General features: G+C 71.0%; 19 protein-coding genes. 9 read left to right on the top strand and 10 right to left on the bottom strand.

From position 1 onward, the window contains the following. Positions 1-18: 18 nt before the first annotated feature. Positions 19-696 carry an MBL fold metallo-hydrolase gene (locus F4559_RS08460; RefSeq protein ID WP_184667306.1) on the top strand — a complete coding sequence of 226 codons (678 nt, stop codon included), beginning with the start codon at positions 19-21 and terminating at the stop codon, positions 694-696. Between the two features lie 74 nt (positions 697-770). Here F4559_RS08460 and F4559_RS08455 read toward each other — a convergent pair whose 3' ends face one another. Continuing rightward, complete coding sequence (locus F4559_RS08455) at positions 771-1133, bottom strand: hypothetical protein (RefSeq protein WP_184667304.1); 363 nt, start codon at positions 1131-1133, stop codon at positions 771-773. Positions 1134-1683: 550 nt separating this feature from the next. Here F4559_RS08455 and F4559_RS08450 point away from each other — a divergent pair. Next, entirely contained in the window at positions 1684-2214 is a 531-nt protein-coding gene (locus tag F4559_RS08450; protein WP_184667302.1) for a PH domain-containing protein, read from the top strand. 43 nt (positions 2215-2257) lie between these two features. On the opposite strand, the gene F4559_RS08445 is transcribed toward F4559_RS08450, so the two are convergent. From F4559_RS08445 to F4559_RS08435, 3 genes are all read right to left on the bottom strand, one after another. Beyond that, positions 2258-2662, bottom strand: a complete 405-nt coding sequence (locus tag F4559_RS08445) for a type II toxin-antitoxin system VapC family toxin (RefSeq protein ID WP_184667300.1) — start codon at positions 2660-2662, stop codon at positions 2258-2260. Continuing rightward, the gene (locus F4559_RS08440) at positions 2655-2933 is read right to left on the bottom strand and encodes a type II toxin-antitoxin system Phd/YefM family antitoxin (protein ID WP_184667299.1); all 279 of its coding nucleotides are present in this window, start codon (positions 2931-2933) and stop codon (positions 2655-2657) included. The genes F4559_RS08445 and F4559_RS08440 overlap by 8 nt, the downstream gene beginning before the upstream one ends. Positions 2934-3056: 123 nt before the next feature. Beyond that, positions 3057-3563, bottom strand: a complete 507-nt coding sequence (locus F4559_RS08435; RefSeq protein WP_184667297.1) for an O-acetyl-ADP-ribose deacetylase — start codon at positions 3561-3563, stop codon at positions 3057-3059. Positions 3564-3911: 348 nt separating this feature from the next. Between F4559_RS08435 and rnhA the strand changes: the two genes are divergently transcribed. After that, positions 3912-4358 (top strand): ribonuclease HI, encoded by a 447-nt coding sequence (gene rnhA, locus F4559_RS08430; RefSeq protein ID WP_184667296.1) that lies wholly within the window; start codon positions 3912-3914, stop codon positions 4356-4358. Here rnhA and F4559_RS08425 read toward each other — a convergent pair. The 4 genes from F4559_RS08425 to F4559_RS08410 form a co-directional block, all read right to left on the bottom strand. After that, entirely contained in the window at positions 4339-4950 is a 612-nt protein-coding gene (locus F4559_RS08425; protein WP_184667294.1) for a hypothetical protein, read from the bottom strand. The genes rnhA and F4559_RS08425 overlap by 20 nt on opposite strands. A gap of 67 nt (positions 4951-5017) precedes the next feature. Further along, complete coding sequence (locus F4559_RS08420; protein WP_184667292.1) at positions 5018-5629, bottom strand: hypothetical protein; 612 nt, start codon at positions 5627-5629, stop codon at positions 5018-5020. Positions 5630-5663: 34 nt separating this feature from the next. Next, positions 5664-6125 (bottom strand): hypothetical protein, encoded by a 462-nt coding sequence (locus tag F4559_RS08415; RefSeq protein ID WP_184667290.1) that lies wholly within the window; start codon positions 6123-6125, stop codon positions 5664-5666. A 331-nt stretch (positions 6126-6456) separates the two neighbouring features. Then, on the bottom strand, positions 6457-7593 hold the full coding sequence (locus tag F4559_RS08410; protein ID WP_184667288.1) for an aminotransferase-like domain-containing protein: 1137 nt from the start codon (positions 7591-7593) through the stop codon (positions 6457-6459). 113 nt (positions 7594-7706) lie between these two features. Here F4559_RS08410 and F4559_RS08405 point away from each other — a divergent pair, with 113 nt between their 5' ends. Together F4559_RS08405 and F4559_RS08400 are read left to right on the top strand one after the other, a co-directional pair. Further along, complete coding sequence (locus F4559_RS08405; protein ID WP_184667286.1) at positions 7707-8456, top strand: alpha/beta fold hydrolase; 750 nt, start codon at positions 7707-7709, stop codon at positions 8454-8456. Then, the gene (locus F4559_RS08400) at positions 8453-9319 is read left to right on the top strand and encodes an SRPBCC domain-containing protein (RefSeq protein ID WP_184667284.1); all 867 of its coding nucleotides are present in this window, start codon (positions 8453-8455) and stop codon (positions 9317-9319) included. Before F4559_RS08405 ends, F4559_RS08400 begins: the two co-directional genes overlap by 4 nt. Here the strand turns inward: F4559_RS08400 and F4559_RS08395 are convergent. Further along, complete coding sequence (locus F4559_RS08395) at positions 9286-10119, bottom strand: ADP-ribosylglycohydrolase family protein (RefSeq protein ID WP_184667282.1); 834 nt, start codon at positions 10117-10119, stop codon at positions 9286-9288. The two genes, F4559_RS08400 and F4559_RS08395, sit on opposite strands and share 34 nt — an antisense overlap. 131 nt (positions 10120-10250) lie before the next feature. Between F4559_RS08395 and F4559_RS08390 the strand changes: the two genes are divergently transcribed. Continuing rightward, the gene (locus F4559_RS08390) at positions 10251-10961 is read left to right on the top strand and encodes a S1 family peptidase (protein ID WP_184667280.1); all 711 of its coding nucleotides are present in this window, start codon (positions 10251-10253) and stop codon (positions 10959-10961) included. Positions 10962-11042: 81 nt separating this feature from the next. On the opposite strand, the gene F4559_RS08385 is transcribed toward F4559_RS08390, so the two are convergent. After that, a complete protein-coding gene (locus F4559_RS08385; RefSeq protein ID WP_184667278.1) occupies positions 11043-12284 on the bottom strand; it encodes a choice-of-anchor A family protein in 1242 nt (413 codons plus the stop codon). A gap of 122 nt (positions 12285-12406) precedes the next feature. Here F4559_RS08385 and F4559_RS08380 point away from each other — a divergent pair, with 122 nt between their 5' ends. From F4559_RS08380 to F4559_RS08370, 3 genes are read left to right on the top strand one after another with little or no spacing between them, the layout of a single operon-like run. Further along, positions 12407-12814 carry a helix-turn-helix domain-containing protein gene (locus F4559_RS08380; protein WP_184667276.1) on the top strand — a complete coding sequence of 136 codons (408 nt, stop codon included), beginning with the start codon at positions 12407-12409 and terminating at the stop codon, positions 12812-12814. 23 nt (positions 12815-12837) lie between these two features. Next, entirely contained in the window at positions 12838-13248 is a 411-nt protein-coding gene (locus tag F4559_RS08375) for a VOC family protein (RefSeq protein ID WP_184667274.1), read from the top strand. 28 nt (positions 13249-13276) lie between these two features. Further along, complete coding sequence (locus F4559_RS08370; protein WP_184667271.1) at positions 13277-13714, top strand: DUF309 domain-containing protein; 438 nt, start codon at positions 13277-13279, stop codon at positions 13712-13714. The last annotated feature ends 71 nt before the right edge of the window (positions 13715-13785 follow it).

The raw sequence follows: 13785 nt of genomic DNA, 5'->3' as shown, positions 1-13785 counted from the left end.
GCGGTAGGTTCGACCGGCGTGGACGTACTCGATGACTACACCGGCCACGTGGCGCCCGACGGCCCCGCGACCCGGCGCACGCTGGCGGACCTGACGATCACGAAGGTCTCCGTCGGCCCGATGGACAACAACGCCTACCTGCTGGTGTGCCGGGAGAGCGGCGAGGCCCTGCTGATCGACGCGGCGGCCGACCCGGCCCGGCTGTCGGACCTGCTGGGCCACTCCCCCGACCGACCGCGCCTGAAGACCGTAGTGACGACCCACCGCCACGCCGACCACTGGGGTGCGCTGGGGGCGGTCGCGGGTGCCCACGGGGCGAACACCGTGGCCCACCCCTTGGACGCCGAGGTGCTGCCCGTGCCGCCGGACCACCTGGCGACGCACGGCGACACCGTGCAGGTCGGCCGGGTGCCGCTGACCGTCATCCACCTGCGCGGCCACACGCCGGGCTCGATCGCCCTGCTCTACCGCGACCCGAGCGGCCACCCGCACCTGTTCACCGGCGATTCGCTGTTCCCGGGCGGCGTGGGGAAAACGGGGTCACCCGAGGACTTCCACTCGTTGCTCGACGACGTGTCGTCCCGGATCTTCGACGAACTCCCCGACGAGACCTGGTTCTACCCCGGTCATGGGGACGACTCCATCCTCGGGCATGAACGACCTCACCTGGATGAGTGGCGCTCGCGCGGCTGGTGAGCCAGGCCCTCGTGCGGGTGCCGCCGACCTTCAGGCGGCGCCACCCGCACGTCCGAGGAGTGGCGCCGCCTGCCTCAGACCTCGCCTTCCTCCGCGAGGATGGACCGGCACTGGACGCAGGTGACGTTGGTGAGAGGTTCGTGCAGCCGCCGCTTGACCCGACGCGTCCCCGCCCGTGAGCACAACGTCGCCGATTCGACTCTGGTGCGGACGTTCCGCTGCCGCACTGCCGCCGCATGCCGCTTGGTGGAAGGGTGCACCGTCTCCACGGGGGTGTAGAAGACGACCGCACCGAAGCCTGCCGCGTCAACCACATCGGCCTGATCAGTATTCTCGACCGTCACGACGAACTTGCCGCGGTTGATCTCGACCGACTCACCGGGGGCGGGCAGTTCATCCTCTGTGACAACTAATCCTGACGTCGAACCGTTGGTCACCGGAACTCCTCGACCGAACCCAGGAGTCGACCGGTCGCCGCTCCTCCGTCGACTTCGCCATCGCGTGCCGTCTCCGGTCCGTCAACCGGCAAGTGATCCCACAACCCCCTGAACCGGCCAGGCCGCCTGCGGCAAGTGGTCGTACGACCCCAGGAACCGGGATCGGATCCCACCGGGTGGACAACCGCCCATCCCCGCTCCCCGCTGGGCAGACGCACCGCACAAGATCAGTGGATTGTCGGTCACAACTGCTGTCGAATGTCGGTTCAGCTGCCTGTGGTTTGTCGGTCGCTCTTCCCGGGCGGCGTGGGAAAACGGGGTCACCCGAGGACTTCCGCGCTTCACTCGACGACGTGTCGTCGCCCGGACACGACCTCTCACCCGGCTGAGTGATTTCCACGGAGCCGGTGACATTCCGTCTGCTTCTTGTCGGTGAGCCACGTCCAGCACATCAAGCCATTACCGCTTCGGGGGAATGCCGCGGAATCCCGTAACAAGGAGCACTCGCGTCGGCGATGGGCGATACACCCCCTTCGAACAAGGAGTGCCGATGGCAGACGACCTACGCCCCGACATCCAGGCGGCAAAGGACAGGATGCGGACGAGGATGGGTGCCGGCCGCGAGATCAAACGCCTCGTGGAGTACCCGCGGGAGGGCGAGCGGGTCGAACTGATGGCCGCGGGGACGTACGGACCGGGCCAGGGCCTGGTCGTTCTGAGCGATCGCCGACTGCTGTTCCTCAAGGACGGCATCGGCAGGCAGGCGTCCGAGGACTTCCCCCTGGAGAAGATCTCCTCGATCCAGTGGTCGGCCGGCCTGACGCCGGGCAGTCTCACCGTCTTCGCCTCGGGGAACAAAGCCGAGATCAAGAACATGAACAAGAAGGACGGCAGGCAGATCGCCGACACCGTCCGCGACCGGCTGTCCTCGTCGCCGATGCCCGTCACCCAGCCGAATCCCGCCTCCGCCGAGCCCGACGTGTTCGAGCGGTTGCGCGAGCCGGGCGAACTCCGCGACGCGGGAATCGTGACGACCGACGAGTTCGAAGCCAAAAAACGGGAACTCCTCGCGCGCCTGTAGTGCGCACTCCGAAGCCGCCTGCTTCTGGCGCACGACGTTGCCGTCACACCTCGACGACCTCGACCATTCCGTCGAGGCCGGCGAAATCCCTCGCGTTGCGCGTGTAGAGCGGCAGATCGTGTGCCGAGGCGATCGCGGCGATCATCAGGTCGAGACGACGAGGTTTCGGGTCGCGGTTCGCGTCGAGGGTCAGCGCCACCAGCGTGCCGAAGCGGGCAGCGGCCTGGCCGTCGAACGGCAGCGGCTCGAATTCCACGATCGCCGCGCCCAGCTTCTCGATCCGCGCCGCACGTGCCGCGGCGTCTTTCGCCATCGCCACGCCCTGGTGCAATTCGGCCAGGGTGATCGCGGTCAGCTCGGGGACCTCCGGCAGCACGGCCGGATCGAGCAGCTCCAGGTCGATGTAGGCGCAGGTGTCCAGGACGCCGGACGCATGTCGCTCAGCCACGCCCCCGCTCCCAGGGGTCGTCCGCGCCGATCCGGTCTTCGCCGCCGAAAAGGTCGTCGGCTTCACGCCTCATGTGGTCGTAGTCGACCCGCGGCAGCTTCCGGTGCCGCGCCACCAATTCCTCGGCCGTCAGCCTCCGACGACGGGGCAGCGGACGCACCTCGGCGATCTCCACGCCGTTGCGGGTGACGTGATAGGTCTCCCCCGCTTCGACCGCGTCCATCACCGCGGCGGAGTTGTTGCGGAACTCCCGCTGGCTGATGACCCTCATCGCTCCAGTGTAGCCCCGCGTAGCACAATGAGCTACGCGGTGCGGTGACGCGGCCCGTCGCCTCGGCCGGCAGTCGACCCGTCCGGATGGCGGGCGGTCCCGTCGCGGCTTCGGCGACGTGCGTCACGCGGTGTCCACCAAGGAAACGAGCAGGGCATACGTGTCCTCGTCGAACGCGACCAGGCGCACGAGCCGCACCGAGGTCGCGGCGGATCTGATCGTGTCGACGGCGATCCGGGCGGCCTCGGCCGGCGGATAGCCGTAGACGCCGGTGGCGATCGCGGGGAACGCGACCGTCCGGGCACCCAGTTCGTCGGCCACCTCCAGACCGCGTCGGTAGCACGACGCGAGAATCCGGGACTCGTCGGCGATGCCGCCCTCCCACACCGGGCCGACCGTGTGGATCACGTGGCGCACCGGCGGGGTCAGGTCGAACGCGGGAGTGGCTTTCGCATCGCCCGCGTGGCACGGGGCCAGGCGGGCACCGGCTTCCGCGAGCCGCGCGCCGGCGGCCCGGTGGATCGCGCCGTCCACCCCACCACCGCCCATGAGGGACTCGTTGGCGGCGGTGACCACGGCGTCGACGTTCTCCTCGGTGATGTCCCCGCGCACTACCTCGATGTCGACCATGGAGGCGAGTATGACCTGACCCGTCGACCGCCAAGGGCGCGGTCGACATGTCGGTGCCCTCACCGGCGAAGGTCCGCCTCGCTTGTCATCGGCGCACACCGGCGTCCGGCCGCCGCGTAGTCGACCAGGCTGCTGGCGCGGGCCGTGTCCGCTCGGTACGGACGGACCGGTCGACGGCGCGGTCCGGGCCGGGGTGGCCGGGCCGACACACGGGACCACTGCGGTGATCAAAGCAGGAACACGTTCCCCGCACGACGAAAGTTCCCTCTCGATGAGCGCCGTCCGCCCCGGACAGGGCGGGAAGGACGTCGGCGAGGGGTCCGACGAAGTCGCGGGTATCGTCACCGTGTGGTCGTGGAGATCTTCACCGACGGCGCGTGCAGCGGGAACCCCGGCCCCGGCGGGTGGGGTGCGGTGCTGCGCTACGGCCGGCACGAGCGGGAGCTGTACGGCGGCGACGCGGGACCGACCACGAACAACCGGATGGAGCTGATGGCCCCCATCAGCGCGCTGGAGGCCCTCACCCGCCCGTCCGAGGTGCACGTCTACACCGACAGCACCTACGTGAAGAACGGTGTCGAGTCGTGGATGGCGCGGTGGAAGACGAACGGCTGGGTGACCGGGTCGCGTCAGCCCGTCAAGAACGTCGACCTGTGGCAACGCCTCGACGAAGCCCTCGCACCGCACGACGTCCGCTGGTTCTGGGTCAAGGGCCACGCCGGGCACCCGGAGAACGAACGTGCCGACCGGCTCGCGGTCCAGGGCGTGCGCGAGGTCAGTCCCGCGCCACGATGAGTCGCGAGACGCCCGCCTCCACGGTCACCTCGTAACGCACCGGGTCGCCGGTCGTCAGCACGGTCCCGGCCGCCACGTCGTCGCGCGCCACACCGTCGAGCACGACCTGGGACGCGCCGCCGCCGAGGGTGATCCGCGCGCCGTCGGGCGCGTGCAGCACGAACTCCGACGCCCCGGCGACCACCCGCACCGGCACGACCGCGGTCGACGACGGCAGCCTCAGGTCGATCCGCGACGCGCCCGCCTCGAACGTCACCGCGCCCACCCGCGCGCCGCGCAGGTCCACGGTCTGCGCCGACGCCCCGCCCGCGACCCGCACGCTCCACACCACGCCGGTGTCCAGCTCGATGTCGCCGCTTCCGGTGCAGGACACCTTCACGACCCCGTGTTCCACCACCGCGTGCGGAACCGGCCCCGACGTCCGGAACAGCCGCCCGTCCAGGTCGGTCGCGCGGACCGAGATCGACGCCGCGTCGTCGAGCACCGTCAGCTCGGCCCGCCCGACGTTGGGCGGCCGGTCACCGGTCACCACGCCGCCGGGCGCGGCGCAGCCCGCCGCGAGCAGCGCGACCAGCACCAGCAGGGATCTCATCCGGTGGGTTCCCAAAAGATCGGCCTCCCGTCCGCGAAGGGACCGGGAGGCCGGGCGTCGACGGGGATCAGATCTTGGGGCAGATGTCGTACATGATCCGGAAGAGCCGGCTCGACTCCGGCGTCTGGCCGGCCGGCAGCGCGAAGTACGCCTTGGTGGCGTCGACGCACTGCGTGAGCAGGTCGTGCTCGTCCTTGAGCGACGACTCCTTGCTCTTGTTGTCGCTCAGGCCCTTGTCCGCCTTGGCCTGGTCGTCCTTGACGCCGGCCAGCTCGCCGTCCTTGCCGGCGCGGGCGGCGGTGGTGTCGCCCAGCTCGCCGTTCTTGGTCACGTAGAGCACGGTGAACACGCCCGCGACCACGGCCAGGACCGCGGCGACGATGCTCAGCACCAGGATCGGCGGCTTGCGCCGGGGCTGCTGCTGCGGCTGGGGCCGCGGCTGGGCGTAGGCGCCGTACGGGGTGCCCTGCGCGGGCGTCGCGTACGGATTGGGCTGCTCGGTCGGGACGAGCTGACCACCCTGGGCCGGGGTGTAGACCTGGTTGTACTGCGGTTGCGGTTGCGGTTGCGGTTGCGGCTCGTACGGCTGGGTGTACTGCGGCTGGCCGTACTGCTGCTGCGCGGGGTCCGGCTGGGCCGGTACGCCATAGGGGTTCGAGTGGGGATCGGGCGAGGTCATCGGGACTCCAAGGGGGTGGCGGCGGTGCGGACGGTCAGCAGTTGGTCCGGACCTTCTTCAACGCGGCGTCCAGTTCGGCGTCCGAGCCGGCGCGGGCCGCCCGGATGACCTCCTTGCCGACGTCGCCGCACTTGTGCAGCTCCGTGTTCTGACCTTCCAGCGTGGTGATCCGGTTGGCGATCTCGTCGCTGCTCTTCTTGGTGTCCTGGAGCTTGTCCTTGGCCTCGGTGAGGCTGGTGGTGACCTCGTCGAGCCGGCGTGCCTCGGCCTCGGCATCCTTGTTCGCGCCGAAGTACAGGACGGCCATGAGCACGGACGCGCCCAACAGGAGCACGATGCCCACGCTCAACAGGATCACCGCGGTGCGCCCCTTGGCCGGCTGCTGCGGCGGCGGCACGACGCCGGGTTGCTGCACCTGCTGCGGCCCCGTATAGAAGCCGCCCTGCTGCGGCGGAACCCCCTGCGGTGGCAGGCCCGGATAGGCGTTCTCCGTCATCTCCCCCTCATTTCCCGAGCTTTCCCGACGACAAGTGCAAAGTTAAAGGCCAAACGAGACAAGTGACACCATCCGCCTCCATGACCACCCGGATGCCCGCCTGGGGAGCGGGCCGTCCGGAGCCCTCGGAACCAGGGGGGACCGAGGGGTGACATCCGATGGTTGGACTCCACCGGAGGGCGTTCGGTGCTACGGGAACCCGTAGTGCCTTTTCCGCAACGATGCGGCGACTTTACCGTCGGCCCACCCAGCCAACCGAGGCCGGTACCGCGGGGGAAGGCCCCGTGCACGGATCGTTGATCGATCTTTACCGGGTCGTTCGACGCACGGATCAGCCGAACGCGGCGGACAGCCGGGTCATGCCCTCGGCGATCCGCTCGGGCGTGTTGGTCGTGAACGACAGCCGCAGCGTCGAGTGGTCCGGGGTCGTCGCGAAGAACGGCCCGCCCGGCACGAACGCCACGTCGTGCTTCAACGCCCGCTCCAGCACCACGGCCGCGTCCACGTCGCCCGGCAGCCCGGCCCACACGAACATGCCGCCGTCGGGGGTCGTCCACGTCGACCCGGCGGGCAACGTGCCCGGCAACGCCGCGAGCATCGCGTCCCGCCGCACCCCGTACTCCCGGCACAGCGTCGCCACGTGCGCGTCCAGGTCGGTCTCCGCGAGGTAGGTCGCCGCGGCGGCCTGGTCGATCGTCGACGTGTGCAGGTCGGCCGCCTGCTTCACGACCACGAGCGCGCGCAGCAGGTCCGCCGGCGCCCGCAGCCACCCGAGCCGCAGGCCGGGCGCGCCCACCTTGGAGAAACTGCCCACGTGCAGCACCCGGTCGCCGAACGACGCCAGGGTCGGCACGGCCTCGCCCGCGTACCGCAGCTCGCCGTACGGGTCGTCCTCCACGACCCAGAACCCGTGCCGCGACGCCAGGTCCGCGATCGCCGCCCGGCGTGCGGCGGGCAGCGTCCGCCCGGTCGGGTTGGCGAACGTCGGCACCAGGTACAGCAGTTCCGGCTTCGACCGCTCGACGACCTCGGCCAACGACTCGGGCACGAGACCGTGCTCGTCACCGGCCACGGGCACGAGCCGCGCACCGGCCAGACCCAGGCACTGCAACGCCGCCAGGTACGTCGGTTCCTCGACCGCGACGACCGCACCGGGTTCGAGCAGCGCCGTCGCGATCAGCGTCAGCGCCTGCTGCGACCCGCTGGTCACGAGCAACTGCCCGGCGTCGGTCGGCAGTCCGCGTCCGGTCAGCCGCGCGGCGATCGACGCGCGCAGGTCGGGATCGCCCTCGGTGGGCGCGTACTGCAGGGTGCGCCGGGACACGGCGCGGTCGAACGCGGCCCGCAGGCCGTCGACGTCGAACAGCTCGGGCGCGGGCAGACCGCCGGCGAACGAGATCACCTCGGGACGCGACACCAGGGCGAGCAGGTCTCGCACGGGCGAGCTTCGGACGTTGAGCGCACGCATCGGCCACCTCGGGGACGCGGAGGACTACGGACGCGATCGTGTCACGTGACAGGCTGCACCGGGGTGGGAGCGCGGACATCATCGTAGGCGACCGACGAGCCGAGAGGACTGTGATGCGTGCCGACGTGAACGGCGTGGACACCTGGTACGAGGTGCGCGGCGAGGGCGAACCGGTGGTGCTGCTGCACGGCGGGTTCAGCGATTCGCGCGACTTCGAGGACAACCTCGCCGGTCTCGCCGACCGGTTCCGCGTGTACCTGGTGGACCGGCGGGCGCACGGCCGTACCCCGGACGTCCCCGGCCCGGTGACCTCCGACGACCTGGCCGACGACGTGGCGGCGTTCCTGTCCGACGTCGTCGGCGGACCGGCGCACGTGGTCGGGTACAGCGCGGGCGGGGTGGTCGCGCTCGCGGTGGCCTTGCGCCATCCCGGACTCGTGCGCCGGCTGGTGCTGATCAGCACGGCGTTCGCGGCGGACGGCTGGCTGTTCCTGCCCGACCCGGCGGGGGAACTGCCCGCCGAACTGGCCGACCGCTACGCCGAGGTCTCCCCCGACGGCCGCGACCATCTGCCCGTCGTGGTCGCGAAGTTCGGCGAGGCCGCGCGCGGCAAGGGCTGCACCGCCGAGGCGTTGCACGACGTCGACGTGCCCGCGCTCGTGCTCGCCGCCGACGACGACCTGATCCGCCTCGACCACACCGTGGCCATGTACCAGGCGTTGCCACAGGGACAACTCGCCGTCGTGCCGGGCAGTTCGCACCTGCTGCTGTTCGAACGGCCGGGGCTGTGCCGGGGACTGGTCGCCGACTTCCTGACGACCGACCCGCACCGGTTGATGCCGATCGCCCGCGCACCGCGATGAGCGCCCGGCTGATCCGGGTCGACGGCCGGCCCGCGCTGCGGTTCGAACGGGACTTCGCGGCGTCGCCGGTGCGGGTGTGGCGCGCGGTGTCCGAGCCCGACCGGCTCGACCACTGGTTCCCGGCCGCCGTCGAGATCGACGGCGACGTGCTGCGGTTCACGTTCCCCGACAGCGCGCCCGAGGTGGTGACGTCCGGTGCGGTGCTGGAGTTCACGCCGCCCGAGGTGTTCGCGTTCCGCTGGAACACCGACGTGCTGCGGTTCGAGGTCGCCGCGCACGGTTCGGGGACGCGGCTGGTCTTCACGAACACGTTCGAGCACGAGCGCACGGCCGCGCGCACCGCCGCCGGCTGGGACTCGTGCCTGCGCGCGTTGACCGCCCGCCTCGACGGGTCGACCGTGCCGCCCGTGACCGGCTGGCGCGAACCGGTCGAGCGGTACGTGCGCGAGTTCGGCCTGGACCGGGGGCACGCGACCGGCAACGAGGTCCGGTTCGTCCGCGACCTGATGTGGCAGCCGGTCGACGCCGCGTGGCGGGTGTTCCACGACGAGGTCGGCGTGGCCACGCCGCAGGTGCCGCTGGGCACGGTGGTGGCGCGGACGGCGCACGTGCTGGTCGACGAGGGACCGACGGGCCGGGTGCGGCGCGAGGTGCGCCACGACCCGGACCACGGCACGTGGGTGGCGTTGACCCACACCGTCGCCGAGCCGGGGTTCGTGCCGACCGCGTTGGCGTCGTGGCACGTGCAGCTCGACCGGCTGTTCGCGGCGGCGGCCGGCGGTCCGGTGCCGCCGTGGCCGGCGGACCGGTTCGCCGCGCTGCTCGCCGACTACACGAGGCGGGAATCCAGTCGCGCCAGGTAATCCCGGCCGTACTCGCCGTTCTCCAGGTCGGTGTACAGGACCTCCGGCAGGTCGGCCTCGACCCACCCGGACCGCGACGCGGCGGCGAGCGCGATGGTCGCCACGGTGTCGACGTCACCGGTGAACGCCACGCACGCGCGCAGCACCTCGCTCGCCCGCGTGTGCGACGCCAACGCGGTCAACGCCGCGCGGACGCTCATCACGCCCTTGGAACCGACCTTTCCCGTCCACGGGACGGCCCAGCGGGGCTCGTCGAGCGTGCGCGCGACCCAGGCGCCGACGTCGGCGACCGGACCGAGGTCGTGGTGGCAGTAGTGCACCGCCAGCGCCGCCGCGCGCGCCGCCGCGATGCCGTCCGGGGTGTCGTGCGTGACGCGGGCCTGGATCTCCGCGTGCCGGACGACATCGGTCACGGAATGCAACAACCCGAGCGGTCCGGAACGCATCGCGGCACCACTCTTGTCACTGTCCGGTCGGATCCGTTCCAGGAATTCCGAGCCGGACTCGATCTTCTCCAGGAAAAGCTGGAACCCGCGCGCGTAACCCTCTCGCGGATCACGCCGGAACACTTCGACGAACCGCTCGGCGATCACTTTCGGTGACCACTCGTCACCGGATACCAGAAGTTCCGCCAACGCGAGCGAGAGTTGAGTGTCATCTGTGTACGCCCCAGGCCGAACGCCCAGGTGGGTGGGGTGCTGCACATATCCGGCGAGCGTGTTATAAGTCGCCGTGAACTCCGGGTCCGCATACTCGAACCCGGCACCGTAGGCATCCCCGATCGCCAGTTCGACCAGCACCCTATGCCCCCTCTAACACGATGTTATGACCACTTTGATATAGCCCATTCAACCCTATCGGATGGTAAAAATCCCGTGACCAAAGACACCCTGTGCGCGAGAAATCGCGTGTCTTTCGGAAACGAGGAACCTTGCGACTCACCAGGCTGATCCCCGCGCTCGCGGCCGCGGCCATGGCGGTGCTGGGCTTCGCGCCCACCGCCGCGACGGCCGCCCCCGCGGGCGACGTGACGCCGTACATCATCGGCGGTGGCTACGCGACCAGCGCGCCGTGGGCGGCGCGACTGTTCTCCAACGGCCAGCAGACCTGCACGGCGACCATCATCGCGCCGACCTGGATTCTCACGGCCAAGCACTGCGTGAGCGGCGGCAACCTGTCGTTCCGCATCGGCAGCCTCGACCAGACCAGCGGCGGCACGGTGGCCAACGGCGCGCAGATCGTCAACCACTCCGCGTCCGACCTCTCGCTGGTCCGGCTCGACCGGTCGGTGTCGGCGACCTACATCCGGCTCGGCGCGGCGGGTTCGGTCACCGTCGGCCAGTCCGTGCAGGTGTACGGCTGGGGCGCCACGTCCCAGTGCGGCTCCGAGATCAACTGTCAGTCGCAGCGGCTGAAGGTCGCGACCGTCACCGTCACCGGTGGCTGCACCGACGCCTACAACGGCTCGGCGATCTGTGCCCGTCGCGGCAACGGCATCACCGCCGGTGGCGACTCGGGCGGCCCGATGGTCGCCAACGGCACCCAGGTGGGCGTGGCGTCCACCAGCGACCGCCAGACCACGACCGCGTACACCAACGTGACGCGGTACCGGTCCTGGATCCAGTCCGTCGCGGGCGTCTGATCCGGTTCGACCACGCGGAAGGCCCGTCCCCCTGGAATCCGCCCTGGGGGTACGGGCCTTCCGTCCTTTCCGGACCGTTTGTCAGCCCCGTCGACGCGCGACCAGCAACGAGGTCGCGCCGACGAGCACGAGCAGGGCGCCGATCGGCACGAGCCAGGCGACGCGGTCGGGACCGGTGACGGCGAGGTCCGGGCGACGCCCGCCGCCACCGGAGTCTGGGCCGCACGGACCGGTGGTCGCGCACGTGGTGGTGGTCGTCTGTTCGGCAGTGGTCGGCGCCGGTTGAGTCGTCGTCGTGGTGGTCGTGGGTTGGGCCGCGCACCCGGGCAGGTCGCCGTCGAACGCGTACGCGTGGAACTCCTGCCCGGAGTTCGTGCCGCCGCCGTGCGCCAGGTCGCCGGTGGTGAAGAACCGGCCCGCGTGGCCGGGCGCGGTGACCGTGGTCAGCGAGGTCGGGTCGCCGACCAGCGTGCTGCCCTGGAACTGGCCGAGACCGCCGATCAGCACCGACGTCGCGGTCGGGAAGTTCCACAGCAGACGCTCGCGCAGCCCGTTGAGCGGGTCGACGTCGGCGAGGTCGCCGCTGCTGGTCACGATCGACCGGTCCGTGCCCAGGACGTTGACGAGCACGGTCGCCCCGGCGGGGACGTCCTCGAAGACGATCTCCTGCTGGGCGCCGGCCGGGCCCGTCACGTCGGCGTCGACGGTGAAGACCTGGAGCGACGAGGTGTCGTCGCCGGTGAACAGGGTTCGGAAGCCCTCGTTGACGACCGTCCCGGTCGGTGTGGCGGCGGCGTAGCACGTGCTCGCGGCCTGTAGTTCGGCGGCGAGCGGGGCATAGGGCAGGAACGCGTCGTCGTCCTGCACGGCGGTGCCGGTGGTCGTGCCGGTCAACGTGCCCGCGTGGCGCACCACGCCGCCGTCGGCCAGCAGTGTCTGCCCGGTCGCGATCGTCACGTCACCGCCGGTCACCAGGAAGTCCGCGCCGTCCGACGGCGGCACGCGCGAGCCGACGCCCGCGATGCCGATGTTGTAGATCGTGCCGCCCGTGGTCTTCTCCAGCGAGAAGTCGCCGCCCACGACGATCCGGCCCTCGCTCTCCACGGCGCCGACGCCCGCGTCGAAGTCACCGCCGACGAACACGGTGACGCCGTCGTCACGGCCGGTGAACGCGCCGTTGTTCACGGGCGGGTAGGTGTCGGGGCAGTCGTCGCCGACACACGGGCCGAGGCCGCCGGGCAGCGGGGCCGCGACACCGGTGCCCGGTGTCGCGGCGAGGACGAGCAGCGCGGAAGCCCCGGCCAGGGCGAAAGTGCGGATCATGGCGTCGATGCTGTGGGCGGGCCACCCGGCCGGCGCGCGGAAAGCCCGACGGCCACCCCACCGTGTGACGGGCCGGCGGAATGCGGGCCGGCGGACGGCTTGCCAGGTGGGATGCTGCGCGGGTGACCCCCGAGGAACTCGCCCACCTGCGCCGGGCGCGCGACCTGATGGACCGCGAGTACGCCCGGCCGCTGGACGTGCCCGCGATGGCCCGCGCCGCACTGATGTCGCCCGCGCACTTCTCGCGGCAGTTCAAGCTGGCGTACGGCGAGACGCCCTACAACTACCTGATGACCCGCCGGATCGAACGGGCGCAGGCGTTGCTGCGGCGCGGCGACCTGAGCGTGACCGAGGTGTGCGTCGAGGTCGGGTGTACGTCGCTGGGGTCGTTCAGCACCCGGTTCACCGAGTTGGTCGGAGAGTCGCCGAGCGCCTACCGGGCGCGATCGCACGAGGCGATGGCGCGTGTTCCGGCGTGCTACGCCAAGACCGCGACCCGGCCGAGCAGGATTCGAGAAGCGCGGGGCTGACCGCGCCGCATAGGTTCTGCGGCATGGACATCAAGCTCTCGCACTCCTTCATCGCCGTCGACGACCAGGACAAGGCGCTCGCGTTCTACCGCGACGTGCTCGGCTTCGAACTGCGCACCGACACCGACCTCGCGGGCTTCCGCTGGCTCACGGTCGGCATCCCCGGCCGCCCGGACTGGGAGCTGGTGCTGGAGAACCCGCGCATGGGCCGCTCCCCGGAGGACGGTGCCGCCGTCGCGGCCCTGGCCGCCAAGGGCGTGCTGGGCACGCTGATCTTCTACGTGGACTCGTGCGACGAACTGTTCGAGCGGGTCAGCGCCTCGGGCGCGGAGGTCGTGCAGGAGCCGATCGACCAGCCCTACGGCGTGCGCGACTGCGCGTTCCGCGACCCGGCGGGCAACCACCTGCGGTTCTCCGGCCCCGTGAAGGGCTGACGACGCGTCGTCGTCGTGCGACGATCGGGTGGTGCCGCGTGATCGTGACTCCTCCGGCCGGGCGCGCAACAACCGCCCCCGGGACGCACTCGGCCGGCCGCTGCCCTACGGGCTGCCCGGCGTGGAACGACAACCGGAAGGCGTGCCGCGAACACCGGAGCGGACGTTGGCCGAGGCCCAGCGGTTGCTCGACGAGGGCAAGCCGTTCCACGCCCATGAGGTGTTGGAGGACGCTTGGAAGGCCGCGCCGGAGGACGAACGTGAACTCTGGCGCGGTCTCGCGCAGCTCGCGGTCGGGTTGACGCATGCGGCGCGGGGCAACGTCCGGGGCGCTCGGGCGTTGTTGGATCGCGGGGCGGCGTCGATCGCGCCGTTCTTGGATGTCGCGCCGCACGGGCTGGACGTGGCGGGGCTCGTGGAGTGGGCGGACGGGGACGTGTCGACTGTGCCTCGGCTCGTCTTGTAGCGCTTTCCGGTGGCTTTGCGTTCCCGAACGCGCGAGTTATGCGTTCGGACACCGCGAGTTGTGCGTTCAGG

Source organism: Saccharothrix violaceirubra, from assembly GCF_014203755.1.
GTDB classification, from domain to species: domain Bacteria; phylum Actinomycetota; class Actinomycetes; order Mycobacteriales; family Pseudonocardiaceae; genus Actinosynnema; species Actinosynnema violaceirubrum.
Note: the sequence above shows the minus strand (reverse complement) of the source record. Positions and strands in the feature narration are given on the sequence as shown.